The organism is Pseudomonas sp. S04 (assembly GCF_009834545.1).
Classification (GTDB): domain Bacteria; phylum Pseudomonadota; class Gammaproteobacteria; order Pseudomonadales; family Pseudomonadaceae; genus Aquipseudomonas.
This window is the reverse complement of sequence record NZ_CP019427.1, coordinates 637442-651280: the sequence shown is the minus strand read 5'-3', so window position 1 is coordinate 651280 and position 13839 is coordinate 637442. Positions and strand designations below refer to the sequence as shown.

Annotated in this window: 9 protein-coding genes; 6 read left to right on the top strand and 3 right to left on the bottom strand. The window is 58.7% G+C overall.

Going from position 1 to position 13839, the window contains the following annotated elements; translation table 11 throughout:
* Window position 1: 1 nt before the first annotated feature.
* The 3 genes from PspS04_RS02770 to ureC all read left to right on the top strand — a co-directional run bounded on the left by PspS04_RS02770 (window position 2) and on the right by ureC (window position 2677).
* Entirely contained in the window at window positions 2-535 is a 534-nt protein-coding gene (locus PspS04_RS02770) for a GNAT family N-acetyltransferase (RefSeq protein WP_159993495.1), read from the top strand.
* Window positions 532-837 (top strand): urease subunit beta, encoded by a 306-nt coding sequence (locus tag PspS04_RS02765; protein ID WP_095171089.1) that lies wholly within the window; start codon window positions 532-534, stop codon window positions 835-837. Before PspS04_RS02770 ends, PspS04_RS02765 begins: the two co-directional genes overlap by 4 nt.
* Before the next feature lie 139 nt (window positions 838-976).
* Window positions 977-2677, top strand: coding sequence for an urease subunit alpha (gene ureC / locus PspS04_RS02760; RefSeq protein ID WP_159993493.1), 1701 nt, complete (start codon window positions 977-979; stop codon window positions 2675-2677).
* Between the two features lie 54 nt (window positions 2678-2731).
* Here ureC and PspS04_RS02755 read toward each other — a convergent pair whose 3' ends face one another.
* On the bottom strand, window positions 2732-7816 hold the full coding sequence (locus tag PspS04_RS02755) for an NEL-type E3 ubiquitin ligase domain-containing protein (protein WP_159993491.1): 5085 nt from the start codon (window positions 7814-7816) through the stop codon (window positions 2732-2734).
* A 392-nt stretch (window positions 7817-8208) separates the two neighbouring features.
* Between PspS04_RS02755 and PspS04_RS27560 the strand changes: the two genes are divergently transcribed.
* A complete protein-coding gene (locus PspS04_RS27560; protein WP_159993489.1) occupies window positions 8209-9114 on the top strand; it encodes an RHS repeat-associated core domain-containing protein in 906 nt (301 codons plus the stop codon).
* A gap of 5 nt (window positions 9115-9119) precedes the next feature.
* Here PspS04_RS27560 and PspS04_RS02745 read toward each other — a convergent pair whose 3' ends face one another.
* Window positions 9120-9425, bottom strand: coding sequence for a chaperone modulator CbpM (locus PspS04_RS02745; RefSeq protein WP_095171081.1), 306 nt, complete (start codon window positions 9423-9425; stop codon window positions 9120-9122).
* Window positions 9426-9464: 39 nt separating this feature from the next.
* A complete protein-coding gene (locus PspS04_RS02740; RefSeq protein WP_159993487.1) occupies window positions 9465-10406 on the bottom strand; it encodes a DnaJ C-terminal domain-containing protein in 942 nt (313 codons plus the stop codon).
* A gap of 292 nt (window positions 10407-10698) precedes the next feature.
* Between PspS04_RS02740 and PspS04_RS02735 the strand changes: the two genes are divergently transcribed.
* Both PspS04_RS02735 and PspS04_RS02730 read left to right on the top strand, forming a co-directional pair.
* A complete protein-coding gene (locus PspS04_RS02735) occupies window positions 10699-11973 on the top strand; it encodes an Hsp70 family protein (RefSeq protein ID WP_159993485.1) in 1275 nt (424 codons plus the stop codon).
* A gap of 282 nt (window positions 11974-12255) precedes the next feature.
* A complete protein-coding gene (locus PspS04_RS02730; protein ID WP_159993483.1) occupies window positions 12256-13431 on the top strand; it encodes an integrase core domain-containing protein in 1176 nt (391 codons plus the stop codon).
* Window positions 13432-13839: the final 408 nt, after the last annotated feature.

Genomic DNA, 13839 nt, shown 5'->3' with positions numbered 1-13839 from the left:
GATGAACGCCGCCCAACTACGCCGGGTCAACCCGGAAAGCTTTGCCCACTACCGCCAGGGCTTGCACGACTTGCTGTTCGACGCCGTGCAGCACGGGGCCTCGATCGGCTTTCTGGCCGACATCGATGACGCCCAGGCCCGCGCCTACCTCAACGCCGTCCAGGTCGACCTGGAGAACGGCAGCCTGCTCTTGTGGGTGGTGGTCCAGGAAGAAAGGGTCCTGGCCAGTGTGCAACTTGGCTTGTGCCAGAAAGCCAACGGGCGCAATCGCGCCGAAGTGCAAAAACTCCAGGTCCTGCACCAGGCCCGTCGACGCGGCCTCGGCCAGCAGTTGATGAATGCCCTGGAACTTGCCGCGCGCCAGCACCAGCGCGGCCTGTTGTACCTGGATACCGAAGCCGGCTCGGCCGCGGAAACCTTCTACCAGTCACTGGGCTATACCCGCGTCGGCGAACTGCCCAACTACTGCCAAAGCCCGGACGGCCACTACGCGCCGACCGCCATCTACTTCAAGACCCTGGGACAACCTGCATGATTCCTGGCGAATACCGGATCCAGCCCGGCGAGATCGAGCTCAACGTCGGCCGGCGAACCCTGAGCCTGACCGTGGCCAACAGTGGCGACCGGCCGATCCAGGTCGGTTCGCACTATCACTTTTTCGAAACCAATGACGCCCTGGCTTTCGACCGCGCCGCCACCCGCGGCATGCGCCTGAACATCCCGGCCGGTACCGCGGTGCGCTTCGAGCCGGGGCAGAGCCGCGATGTGGAACTGGTGGACCTGGCCGGGCATCGCCGGGTGTTCGGGTTTGCCGGACGGATCATGGGGGACCTTTAAATTTTACGGCGTCTGCACTGGCCTCTTCGCGGGCGAGCCCGCTCCCACAAGTGATCGCATTCCCCTGTGGGAGCGGGCTTGCCCGCGACAGTGAGCGCAGCGAACGACTTCAAATTTTCCTGAATCTCAAGGCGAACGAATGAAAATCTCCCGTCAGGCCTACGCCGACATGTTCGGCCCCACCGTCGGTGACAAGGTCCGCCTGGCCGACACCGAGTTGTGGATCGAGGTCGAGAAGGACTTCACCACCTATGGCGAAGAAGTGAAGTTCGGTGGCGGCAAGGTGATCCGCGACGGCCAGGGGCAGAGCCAGTTGCTGGCGGCCGACGTCGTCGACACGGTGATCACCAACGCGCTGATCCTCGACCACTGGGGCATCGTCAAGGCCGATGTCGGCCTCAAGGATGGGCGCATCGCCGCCATTGGCAAGGCCGGCAACCCGGATATCCAGCCCGACGTGAGCATGGCCATCGGCGCCGGGACCGAAGTGATTGCCGGCGAAGGCATGATCCTCACCGCTGGCGGCATCGACACGCATATCCACTTCATTTGCCCGCAGCAGATCGAAGAAGCCTTGATGAGCGGCGTTACCACCATGATCGGTGGCGGCACCGGTCCTGCCACCGGCACCAACGCCACCACCTGCACCTCCGGGCCCTGGCACCTGGCGCGCATGCTCCAGGCCGCGGACGCCTTTCCCATGAACATCGGCCTCACCGGCAAGGGCAACGCCAGCCTGCCGGGACCGTTGATCGAGCAGGTCAAGGCCGGCGCCATTGGCCTCAAGCTGCACGAAGACTGGGGCACCACCCCGGCCAGCATCGACAACTGCCTGACTGTGGCCGACCAGTACGACGTGCAGGTGGCGATCCACACCGACACCCTCAATGAATCGGGTTTTGTCGAAACCACCCTCGCCGCCTTCAAGGGCCGCACCATCCACACCTATCACACCGAAGGCGCGGGTGGCGGTCACGCCCCGGACATCATCAAGGCCTGCGGTTTTGCCAACGTGCTGCCGAGTTCGACCAACCCGACCCGGCCGTTCACCCGCAACACCATCGACGAACACCTGGACATGCTGATGGTCTGCCATCACCTGGACCCAAGCATTGCCGAGGACGTGGCCTTCGCCGAAAGCCGTATCCGTCGTGAAACCATCGCCGCCGAGGACATCCTGCACGACCTCGGGGCGTTCTCGATGATCAGCTCCGACAGCCAGGCCATGGGCCGGGTCGGCGAAGTCATCATCCGAACCTGGCAGACCGCCGACAAGATGAAGCAGCAGCGCGGCCCACTGCCGGGCGATGGCGAGGGCAACGACAACTTCCGCGCCAAGCGCTACCTCGCCAAATATACGATCAACCCGGCGATCACCCACGGCATCAGCCACGAAGTGGGTTCGATCGAAGTGGGGAAATGGGCCGACCTGGTGCTCTGGCGCCCGGCGTTTTTCGGGGTCAAGCCCAGCCTGATTCTCAAGGGTGGGGCGATTGCCGCCAGCCTCATGGGCGACGCCAACGCCTCGATTCCGACGCCGCAACCGGTGCACTACCGCCCGATGTTCGCAAGCTACGGTGGCTCGTTGCACGCCACCAGCCTGACCTTCATCAGCCAGGCCGCAGAGGAAGCAGGACTGGCGCAGGCATTGGGCTTGAAGAAGACCATCGCCGTGGTCAAGGGTTGCCGCAGCGTGTGCAAGACCGACCTGATCCATAACGACTACCTACCCAGCATCGACGTCGATCCGCAGACCTATCAGGTCAAGGCCGATGGCGAACTGTTGTGGTGTGAGCCGGCGGATGTGTTGCCGATGGCGCAGCGGTATTTCCTGTTCTGACTACGCAAAACCCCGAAGGCTGCCGCAGGCAACATTCGGGGTTGGAGCTATCCGCTAAGCAGCATTACCGCCATTTTCCAGGCTGAGTATTTCCTCGGGTGTCAGCAGGTCGATGAGCCGTTGCTCGACAACCCTGGCCTCGACGGCCAGTGCCTTGGACTGAGTGTTGTAGGCATCACTGGTCATCGAAGTGCGGGCGATGTCCAATTGCTCCAGGCGTTCAAGGATTGACTCATAGGCCAGATCGAACCTGGAGCGATATTTTTCTTTGAGGTACTGCCCCCAGAAATCACGGTGCGCGATCGATTCAATCTCGGCCTTCGAGTCCTTGAGGCTGTGCACATACTGTTCTGCTTCCTGCAGCTTGGCGCGAGGCACGTATTGCGAACCCGCGTATTCTGCCTTCGTAGGCTGCCCTGGCAGGTCCAGCCTGTCCCTGAGGTTGACCCGATAGGAAAGCCGCACTTCGATTTGGTCCATCAACAACAGCTGGCGGCCCTTTTCGTGCGTCGATTTATCGGAACGGACTATGGTCTTGATACGCTCGTTAATGTCCTTGAGCGCAAACGCTTCCACCTCATCCAGACGAAACAGGCCTTGGGCCAGTTTGAGCAATTGAAGACCTGCGCCGCTATCGCCGACGCGCGCCAGGGCCTTGTGAGTCAGGACCTTGATTTCCAGCTGGCTGAACATCAGCGCAGCACGATCGCTGCAGGTTTCTGGCTCTCCTGCCAACTGGAACAGTTCACGACGCAGCACTGCGTTTTCTTCGGCCGCATCCAGCACCGCCCAAACCCGAGCCTTGAGGTCGGGGTAGGCTTTTTTGTACTCGGCCGTCGCATGCAGTTTTTCCAGCAAGCGGAAAAACTCCTCGCTTTCACTGACCGACCCTCCAGCCTCTCCTGCGGCGGCTTCCCTAGCGAGGGCTTCACTGTCGAGGAGTGCCCATTGCGTCCTTCTGACATTCTGCTCCAGCGCTGGCGTATCGCGCATCCAGCGCTCTACACGCTGCGCCGAGGGCGCCAGGGTGCCGCCGGCAGCACCACGATCAGCCGGCGAATCAGGGGGAACCGGCGCTAATCCGGCCTCATCGTTGTCCAGGTAGATACGCGCCAGAATCTCCCCATACTGCGTGATGCCCTGGTCGGAAAGAGGATTGCCATTCAGTTCAGTGACTCGCAATACCCGATTGATGGCCGCCGACTGCTGCGCAGGTGGATTCACCGCCCATTCGGGAAACGAGGTGAGCTGGTTATCGCGCAAATCGACCATGCCCAGGCGGGGTGGATCGGCCAGCCCGACTGGCCATTGACTGATTCCGGTGCCCTGCAAGCGAACCACGCCCAACTCTGTCATCTGGCTTAGATCAGGCACTCGCTCCAACGGGTTGTGGTTTAGATTCAGCTCTCTGAGCCCCCTCATCCGAGCCAGTGAATCCGCTTCGCCGGTGGTTAACCTGATGCGGTTACCGGACAGGTCCAAATAGGCAAGACTGGGCATTTCATCCAGTTGCGCGGGGATGTCTACAAGACGGTTGGCCTGCAGTTCCAAGCGTTGAACCAAGGGAAACGATTCGAGAAACTCGTTGGGAGCCGCCATCAGGTCCATGCCACTGAGGTCCAGAAAATTCACATGACTAAAGTCCACTTCCAGAGCAGGCAGCGCCCCAACCGCTCGACCTCGCAGCCTCAGTTCATACCCCCGACGAACACCATAGCGCGAGTATTTGAGTGACTGTCTTTGCCAGCTACGCTTGAGCAACTCAGCGACCACTTGTTTTTCATACTGCTCGACGGCGACAACACTGCCATCTGGCAAGACACGCGTCGACGGAGTCGCCAGCCATTGCTCAGACCAGCTCAGCAACTGTTGATGCTCCGCCTCAAAATTGACCAGATACACTTCCCGCGCGGCTCCCAACAACTCCAGAAAACCCTCAATCTGACCATCAGTGAAGCTGGGAAACAGCTTGAGCACTCTGGCCTCGTCCGATACCGGCACGGGATGAAAACCCGCCCCGCGCCCGGACAGTGGATAACCCAGGCGGCCATCGATCCAGCGCTGGGGCGCCCTGAATCCGGGATTGATCGGTTGCATCCCCAGTAACGAGCGCAACTCACCGCGCGTCAGTAGGTGCTGCCTGATCAACGCCTTCAACTCTGGCCCCTGCCCCACATGAGGCAAGCCTAGCGCTTTGCGCTGGGTATCCGGCAAGGCATGCTGAAGAGCAGCATAAAGATCATCGGCCCCGTGCAAATGCTCATTATTCTGATCTCGGGCCTCGTACCGCCCTTGGTCATTACGCACCAGCACCTTTGAGCTTTCAGCACTCTGGGGACCGACACTGGCCCGCAGCGCACCGCTGAACGAGCCGTCTCGAACCTCAATGCGCAAATCATCCGACCAGCCTGGCAGCTTTTTCAGTGAGTTGAGTACCAGCGTCTCTGCGTCCTGCCCCATCAAATCGTCCAGGTAAAAACCCTCGTAGGTTCGTGACAGACGCACCTCGCGCTGGATCCAGCGCAGTTCTTCCGCCAGGCGCAGGGGTATGGGCTTGGTTTGCAACTTGTCGGCAAAGTCCCATTTGGCCATTTGCTGACGCTCACCAGGGCTGGCTTCGGCCAGCAACTGTTCAATCACGCTCGTGGGTACGTTGGAAAAGCGCGACTTGATCAGACTGAGCCGTGGATCGCTGCTGTCGGTCCTGGCGTTGTAGATATCATTGAAGAACTCGACCTTATGGCTTTCGGCAACACGAGCAATGCGCTCGCGCAGTCTCTCGATGCGTTTTTCCAGAACTTCCCGCGGGGCCCCAGGCGCTTGGCCAAGCACAACATCGGTTTCACTTTCAGTGAGACTTTCCAGGAGCGTTTTCAGCAGTCGCCCCCCTCGAACCTGCGCATCATGGATCTGCACGATCCGCACTTTGCCCTGTACACCCTGGGGATTGACGTATTCCCAGAGGGTCTTCGCCTGCGCATCGATGATCCGTACCGATACCGTGTCCGGCCACGTGCCATACCGCGTCAGGACATGCAACTGATTGATCGAATGATCGGTTGCAGAAGCGCTGGATGAGGCGCTCTTCATATCGGCGATAAATTCCTCGACCTGCCTGTACGCCTGAAATCGACTGATCGTATCGGCCAGCATCGGTGCAGGTGGTTCGTTCTCGACGTGCATTCGACGCAAGACGCCCTCATCGATGCCGCTGACATGGCGAATCTGTTCAAGCTCGGCGTCACTGAACTCGCGGACACCATGCCCTATCCGCTGCATCAATTCGCGGCCCTGCCAGGTCCGAGGCTGCTCCACTTCATGGCTCCAGGCACCGAAACCGTTGTGGTTGAGTTCAGGCCCATAGGCATTTGCCCTGACAGGATGCACGACCCGGTACTGGCCGCTGACAGGGTCCATTTTCACCCTGTAGCACTTATCTCCCAGGACCAGGAACGCCTGGCCATCGTGATGCAGCAACCCCAAGTCATCGGGCTTCAGACCTGCCGGCAATGCTCCCGTGTGCTCGTAGGGTTTTAGATCGGGTTTCCACAACCGAGTCTCTCCATCCGGCAAGGTGACCTGTTGCAAACTATCGACAAACGGCGAGCGCTTGAGGGGGGTAACTGGTTCTGCGCCCTCAGCACCAACCGCGGCCAGGAGCGCTAGCTGAGCGAGGTTTTGTGCAACATCCATCAGATAGATAAAACCCTCATCCGTATCGCCCTGCGCCAATGCCTCGACGCCTTCTACCACCTCATAGGTCAGTTGCGTCGCCATCACAGCCATCATCGCCACACCCAGGGGCGGGACAAACAACGCAACGACATTGAGGACCGCCAGCGCCGTACCCAGATAACCGAGCAGTTTGTCAGTACGCGCCTGCGCATCAACATCTGCCGTGGACACTGCGACAAACGCTGCATCGTTGAGGAGCTTGTTCAGTTGCTGGTCGAAGAGAAAAACCCAAAGCGCCCCTAAAACCGGCGTTTCCTCCATATGGATCCTGGCCTCAGGATCTGGAGTTCTTATATAAACACGGCCGTTGGGCTGCGGTTTAAGCGGCGTCAGCCGATCATTCAACCGCCTGAAAAAACGCGCCTTGTCTTCCTGCCTGACAAACCGACTGAAAAATTCCTGATAGCCAGGGTCACGCAATCGATCACGCAACTCGCTGTGGAAATGCTGCGCCGATGGGTACTCCTTGATCGGGCTGATCGGGTCATGCGGAATGTACACAACCAGGCGCTGCACCGATTCACTGCTAATGCGGTCCGGCCCAATAAGTACCACGCCGATCAACCCGGTTTCCCCGAGCAGTTTCAGCCCGTTGAATTGCACAGGCTTGCCATCCAGAGTCAGGTCGTGAGGGTTGTCCCGGACCCGGATGAGCAGGTCATAAATAGTTGAATCGGGTGTGACCCTGTCGATATCACCCTGCATTCGCGCAAGATCGATGGCCGCACTGAACGCATGTTGTTGACTCAGTATGACCCTGGCCTTCAAGACACCTTCAGCCACGACCTCGGCGATACCCAGTGCGCTCTTGATATGCGCCTGATACTTGGCACCCAAGTCCAACTGTCGAGACAACGCGGCAAATTGTTCAACGGTAAATGGCAACCTTCCTTGCGGTGAAAGCAGCAGCACACTATTACTGCTGCGCGTTGCAGCATAAGTGTCATCTTCGTCAGCCTCGGTAAAGTTATGCAGGGCCGCATCCAGCAGACTGCTGGTTAATCGAATATCGTCGGCAAAGGGTTCGGGGTTCGAGACCGCGTAGGATAACAGCGTATTATCAACATCCACCGAGACGTTGAACTTCTGCATAATTGCAGCCGTCAGGAGTGGGCGGGAAAAGGCCTTGACGTCCTGCAGGTTGACCAGCATCTGATCGAGCGTATTTTGCGTAGCGTAACTCTGCCGACTGCTACGTTTGAAAGCAGCCTGGTGATCCTGGGTTGCAGCTTCGTGCCGGCTGGGCCTAGCCAACCCGGCATCGCGCAGTTCCCTGCGTCTTTGTGGTGTTGCCTGCAAAAGCCAAGCAGGCAGTTTATTCTTTACATAATCATAGTGAGGCCCTTTATCCTCAGCGAGCGCAGTTTCAGCACTACTTGCAAACGGTTTATTTAACTCAGCCATCGTCTGATCCACTCACGTTATTTTCAAGAGCACCAAACTTACTAAAAAGCCGAGCCGATAAATAAACCAAATAGCTGCAAGGAAACCTGCCAAACAACGAGCTAATCTTCGACTATCCGAATACCGAAAGTACTTATATACCACCCGCCCGGATGCGCCGCGCAATAAGCCGACAGATACCATTATCAATGGCGCAGCATTACTTCCTGTTCTGAGGTGGTGCCCTGGTAGTATTTGCATGTCGAGCACCTTCGACGAACGGTCCGATTTGATATGACGGGTGCATTTCGGTGGCAAGGGTGACGCTTTACTAGCAGTTCTGCTAGTTACCCGCGTTATGCGTTATCGGTAAAATTGATTCGCGTCGCACCTCTTCACAAGGAAGGCCGGTCATGACCCACTCTCGATCTGACAGTAGCGACGGCTCGCGCCAGGCACGAACCCTGCTGCTGGCCACCGATAACAAGCGCTCGATCATCGCTGAGATTACGGCGGATCGGACCAACCCTATCGCTTACCCTCCTTACGGCCAGCAGTCCGGACAACAGGCAGTTACGACGGGGCTGGGTTTTAACGGTGAACTGCGCGAAGCGCGACTGGGCTGGTACTTGCTAGGCAATGGCTACCGCGCTTACAACCCGATACTGATGCGTTTTCATAGCCCAGACAGTTGGAGCCCGTTTGGACGAGGTGGGTTGAATGCGTATACGTATTGCGAGGGGGATCCGGTGAACTTTTCGGATCCGACGGGGCATATTAAGTTGCTGGATTTTCTCTCCAACCGCCGTACCTCACTGGCTAGGACCTCCAGCACCTCTAGCGTAACCCCTTTACTAGCTTCTACGGATACTCCCCCCGCCTCACCTGCCAACCAAATGCAAACGGGCATTAGCAATCCAAACTTCCCTGGCGGGGCTGCGCCCGAAACTACGCCGCCATTGGTCAGGAAGCACTCGGGTGAAACCACTCGCAACTTTCCTGATCACGCAACTCGGAGTGAAGCTCCTCCGCCGATTCCACCAAAGAGACAGTTACCCCGCTTTAATGATACCGGTGGGCAAGTAGGTATTCTTAGTCCCGACCAGCAACCTGGAGAACCTAGTAGTTCCCGTCAGATCTGGAACAGCCCCCCCTATGAGCCTCTACTCGCACCCGTTCCGCCGCCGAGAACACTACCAAGTGGCGCCACCCGCGAATATTCCGTAACTTACGACCTCAGCGGAAACCCCAGGCAGCGCAGTGTGCAAAAAGTCAGTTTGTCGATGATTCAAGGCAGTATCAGAACGCGAAGAGAATAGAACACTTACTCCACCACCAACCGCGCCAGGCGTTGCTTGAGCATCTGGTTTTCGGCGCGCAGTTGCTGCACTTCTTCGAGCAGGTCGAGCGCCAGGGCGACGCCTTCCCACTCCAGTTCCAGGTCGTGGCGCAACTTGGCGGCGCGCTTGGCGACCGCCAGTTCATAGTCGTTGAAACGCCAGTCCTTGGGCTGGGCGCCCTGAGGTTCGAGGATGCCGTGCTCGACGATTTCGATCACGTAGACGTCCGGTAGATCGGTCGCCTCACAGAATTGCGCCATGTCCAGTTGAACGATCAGGGGACTGCTCATTGTCAGTTACTCCAGGTTCTGGAACTCGAATGTGCTCGATCAGAAGTGCTCACGCGGGTTGAACGCGGCTTTGCTCGCCAGTTCCTGCCACAGCGCCTTGACCTCCTCGTCGCAGGTCTTGGGCATCACGGCCTTGAGCTGCACGAACAGGTACCCGCGCTCGCCGGCCTTGTTCAGCAGGCCATGGCCTTTGGCGCGCATGCGCTGGCCGTTCTGGCTGCCGGCCGGGACCTTGAGGTTGATCTTGCCGGTCAGGGTCGGCACCGCCACTTCGGCACCCAAGGCCAGCTCCCACGGCGCTAGCGGCAAGGTGATGATCAGGTTCTCGCCTTCGACGTCGAATTTTGGGTGCGGCGCAAAACGAATCGTCAGGTACAGGTCGCCATTGGCGCCGCCACCGATTCCCGGTGCGCCCTGGCCCTTGAGGCGGATGCGCTCGCCGTCGGTCACGCCGGCGGGGATCTTCACGTTGAGGCTCTTGGCCGTGTTGCTAACGTGCTGGCCAGCCGCGTTGTATTGCGGCACCTGGAAGCTGATCTTCTTCGACTCGTTCGACAGGGTCTCTTCGAGAAAGACCGCCAGTTCCATTTCCACGTCCTGCCCTCGCCGACCGGCGCTGCGGCCAGACTGTGCACCACCGAAGCCTGGGCCACGGTTACCGAAGATCGAACTGAAGAAGTCCGAGAAGTCGCCGCTGTCCTGCGCGCCGCCAAAACCGCCACGGCTCTGCCAGCCAGGCGGCCCCTGGAACGGCTGCCCATGCTGGCCATAACGGCGCAAGTCGTCGTACTCGGCGCGCTTGTCGGCACTTTTCAGCGCTTCATAGGCTTCCGAGGCGTCCTTGAATTTGGCTTCGGCGTCTTTTTCCTTGCTGACGTCAGGGTGATATTTACGCGCCAGCTTGCGATAGGCGGCCTTGATCGTCTTATCGTCAGCGGTCGGTTCGACACCGAGAATCTTGTAATAGTCTTTGAAGTCCATCGCGGGAATCACCATCCGTTATCGATATCGCGCCGTCTGCCAGCATGCACCACCGGGGCGCAGCGGGCTTGACCGATCTCAAGGTTGTGACCGGACAGCGCAGCAGAAGTTTATCGGCAGCCGGGCGAATCCGTTGATCGCGCAGTGGCTGCCAAGCCATGCCTGTAAGTTTGGGGAGCAAGGATAGTCTTTCAAGGCACTTAAAGCTGAGATTTAGCGGATAGTCGGCCTTCGATTCTGCGTCGCACTGACATACACTGCGCGGCCGTTTTTTAACCGGAACCAGAAAGACATGAAAAACGCATCTCCAGCTCGTGCCTGCGGTATCGACTTCGGCACGTCCAACTCCACTGTCGGCTGGCTGCGCCCTGGCATGGAAACGCTCATCGCGCTGGAGGACGACAAGATCACCCTGCCTTCGGTGGTGTTCTTCAACATCGAGGAACGCCGCCCGGTGTACGGCCGCCTGGCGCTGCACGAGTACCTGGAAGGCTACGAAGGGCGCCTGATGCGTTCCCTCAAGAGCCTCCTGGGTTCCAAGCTGATCAAGCACGACACCAGCGTCCTGGGCACGGCGATGCCGTTCAAGGACCTGCTGGGCCTGTTCATCGGCCAGTTGAAGCTGCGTGCCGAGACCGCCGCCGGTCGGGAATTCGAAGAAGTGGTGCTGGGCCGGCCGGTGTTCTTCGTCGATGACGACCCGATGGCCGACAAGGAAGCCGAAGACACCCTGGTGGATGTGGCACGCGCCATTGGCTTCAAGGAAGTGTCGTTCCAGTACGAGCCGATCGCGGCTGCCTTCGACTATGAGTCGACCATCGAGCGTGAAGAGCTGGTGCTGATTGTCGACATCGGCGGCGGTACCTCCGACTTCTCGCTGGTGCGCCTGTCACCCGAGCGCCGAGGCCTGGACCAGCGCCAGGACGACATCCTCGCCACCGGCGGCGTGCACGTCGGCGGGACCGACTTCGACAAACAACTGAGCCTGCAAGGCGTGATGCCGCTGTTCGGCTACGGCAGCCGGATGAAAAGCGGCGCCTACATGCCCACCAGCCAGCACATGAACCTGGCAACCTGGCACACCATCAACTCGGTGTACTCGCAGAAATCCCAGCTGGCGTTGGGCAGCATGCGCTATGACATCGAGGACACCGGTGGCATCGACCGCCTGTTCAAACTGATCGAGCAGCGCGCCGGGCACTGGCTGGCGATGGAAGTGGAAGAAACCAAGATCCAGCTGACCCATGCCGACAGCCGCCACGTGCCGCTGGACCGCATCGAGCCGGGGTTGAGCGTGGAGCTGAGCCGAGCGTTGTTCGAGTCAGCCATCGATGGGCTGCTGGAGCGCGTGCGCAACAGTGTCAGCCAACTGTTGCTGGACGCCAATGTCAGCGTCGACCAGGTGGACACGGTGTTCTTCACTGGCGGTTCGAGCGGGATTCCGGCCCTGCGCAACAGCGTCTCGGCCATGCTGCCGAACGCCCGCCATGTCGAAGGCAACATCTTTGGCAGCATCGGCAGCGGCCTGGCGATTGAAGCGGCGAAGCGTTACGGTTCGATGGATTGATCCGATACCGCGGCGCGCCCATTGCGCCCATCGCGGCATAGGTATCTACACAACTTTGTAGCGGCCTGTGGGCTGGCCGGGGTGTTGGATTAGGTCGAGTACATATCCATTTTTGCGGTAACGGCCTCCTATGGTTCCGCCTGACGGCGGCTCACTTTTGAACAGCGCAAAAGTAAGCAAAACGCTTTTACCGGTATGACTCACCCACATGGGTTACAAATCAGTTCACGCACATAGGTAACAGTTTTTAACTAGCAGGGTCGATTTCGCGAGGATCTGACCATGCCCTGGAGAGAGCTGAAACCTATGGATCGAAAAGTGATGTTCATCGCTGCCTATCTGGCGGACAAACACACCTTCAGCAAGCTGTGCAGTGACTACGAGATCAGTCGAAAGACTGGCTATAAATGGGTCGAGCGATACAAAGCTGAAGGGCCTAGTGGGCTTGAGGAACGCAGCCGTTGCCGGCACAACCAGAGCTACGTGGTGCCTGTCGCTGTTAGGCAGGCAATCATCGAGCTTCGGTCTATCGGAGAAACAACTCCAGGGCCTAAGAAGATCCAAAATGACTTGCTCAAGCGCTTTCCCGATCAGGATCCGCCGTCAAAAACGACCATCTACAACACCCTTAAAGCAGCCGACTTAATTACGCCGCAGCGTGTACGACGGCGTGTCGCGGTCTATCCCAAACCTTTGAGCAAGGCAGAAAAACCTAATCAGCTCTTTAGCGCGGACTACAAGGGCCAGTTTCTGACGGGCGCCGGAGTTTGGTGCTATCCACTGACGATCATGGATCACGCCAGCCGTTTTCTACTGGCCTGCCAGAGTATGTCCAGTACCAATCTGAAGGAGACCCAACAGACCTTTGAGCGAGTTTTCCGCGAGTACGGGTTGCCGGAGCGTATTCGAACTGACAATGGTGTGCCATTTGCCAGTACCGGCCGTGCCGGGCTGTCGCAGCTGTCGATATGGTGGCTGCGACTAGGGATTATTCCTGAGCGAATTGAGCCTGGCCGTCCGGACCAGAATGGGCGTCACGAACGCATGCACCGAACGCTGAAAAGTACCTTGCCTCAACCGCCCGCCATTCCTTGGGAGGCTCAGCAGAGACAGTTTGACCGCTTTATGCAGCACTACAATTATGAGCGGGGGCACGAGGCGCTTGACCAGAAAACGCCTGCTTCCTGCTATTCACCCTCGACTCGGACTTACCCGGAAAAGTTGCCTGAAATGGGGTATGCGAGCCACGTGGAGTGTTACCTGGCTGATAGTAATGGAATCATTAATCGAGCAGGTCTGCGGATTTATATAGCCAATGTGCTTAAGCATCAGACCATTGGAATGGAGATGATCAGTGATGATGTGTGGGAGGTGATATTCGGTCCGGTAATCCTAGGCCGGGTCTATGCTAGAGAGGCAAAGAACGGGTACGTGTCGATAAAAGTGTTACCTATGTAAAGGTACTTTTTTGTAACCCATGTGGTTGTCCCGTACATGCCCCACCACTTGGCACCTCGCTTGGGCTCGGTGTGCCCTCACTCCGGCTTGAATCCGTGGGCCGCCGCCACGCGCCATCCATGGCGCGGGGCGGCTAACCCGGCGTCCTGCCGGGTTACCCACGGCTTCAAGCCTGCGTTCGGCCAGCGTGGTTAACGGGCGCCCAGGATCAAAAGCCAGAGCCAGAGCCAGATCAAAAGATTGCTGACTTCGTCAGCGTCTTAGGAAGTAGAAGCCACACCGCGCATGCCCTAGCGATCAGGTCGGCTTTAAGGCCGCCTCGCTTTGCTTTTGATCCTGGGCGCCCCGTTAACCACGCTGGCCGTACTTCGATATTGATTTGGGGGGTAAACCGGCAGGACGCCGGTT

What these genes read in the sequence shown, in the direction of transcription:
- PspS04_RS02745 (WP_095171081.1), bottom strand. Translation starts at nt 9,425, where the DNA reads ATGAGCAGTCCCCTGATCGTTCAACTGGACATGGCGCAATTCTGTGAG.
- PspS04_RS02765 (WP_095171089.1), top strand. Translation starts at nt 532, where the DNA reads ATGATTCCTGGCGAATACCGGATCCAGCCCGGCGAGATCGAGCTCAAC.
- PspS04_RS02740 (WP_159993487.1), bottom strand. Translation starts at nt 10,406, where the DNA reads ATGGACTTCAAAGACTATTACAAGATTCTCGGTGTCGAACCGACCGCT.
- PspS04_RS02730 (WP_159993483.1), top strand. Translation starts at nt 12,256, where the DNA reads ATGCCCTGGAGAGAGCTGAAACCTATGGATCGAAAAGTGATGTTCATC.
- PspS04_RS27560 (WP_159993489.1), top strand. Translation starts at nt 8,209, where the DNA reads ATGACCCACTCTCGATCTGACAGTAGCGACGGCTCGCGCCAGGCACGA.
- PspS04_RS02735 (WP_159993485.1), top strand. Translation starts at nt 10,699, where the DNA reads ATGAAAAACGCATCTCCAGCTCGTGCCTGCGGTATCGACTTCGGCACG.
- ureC (WP_159993493.1), top strand. Translation starts at nt 977, where the DNA reads ATGAAAATCTCCCGTCAGGCCTACGCCGACATGTTCGGCCCCACCGTC.
- PspS04_RS02770 (WP_159993495.1), top strand. Translation starts at nt 2, where the DNA reads ATGAACGCCGCCCAACTACGCCGGGTCAACCCGGAAAGCTTTGCCCAC.
- PspS04_RS02755 (WP_159993491.1), bottom strand. Translation starts at nt 7,816, where the DNA reads ATGGCTGAGTTAAATAAACCGTTTGCAAGTAGTGCTGAAACTGCGCTC.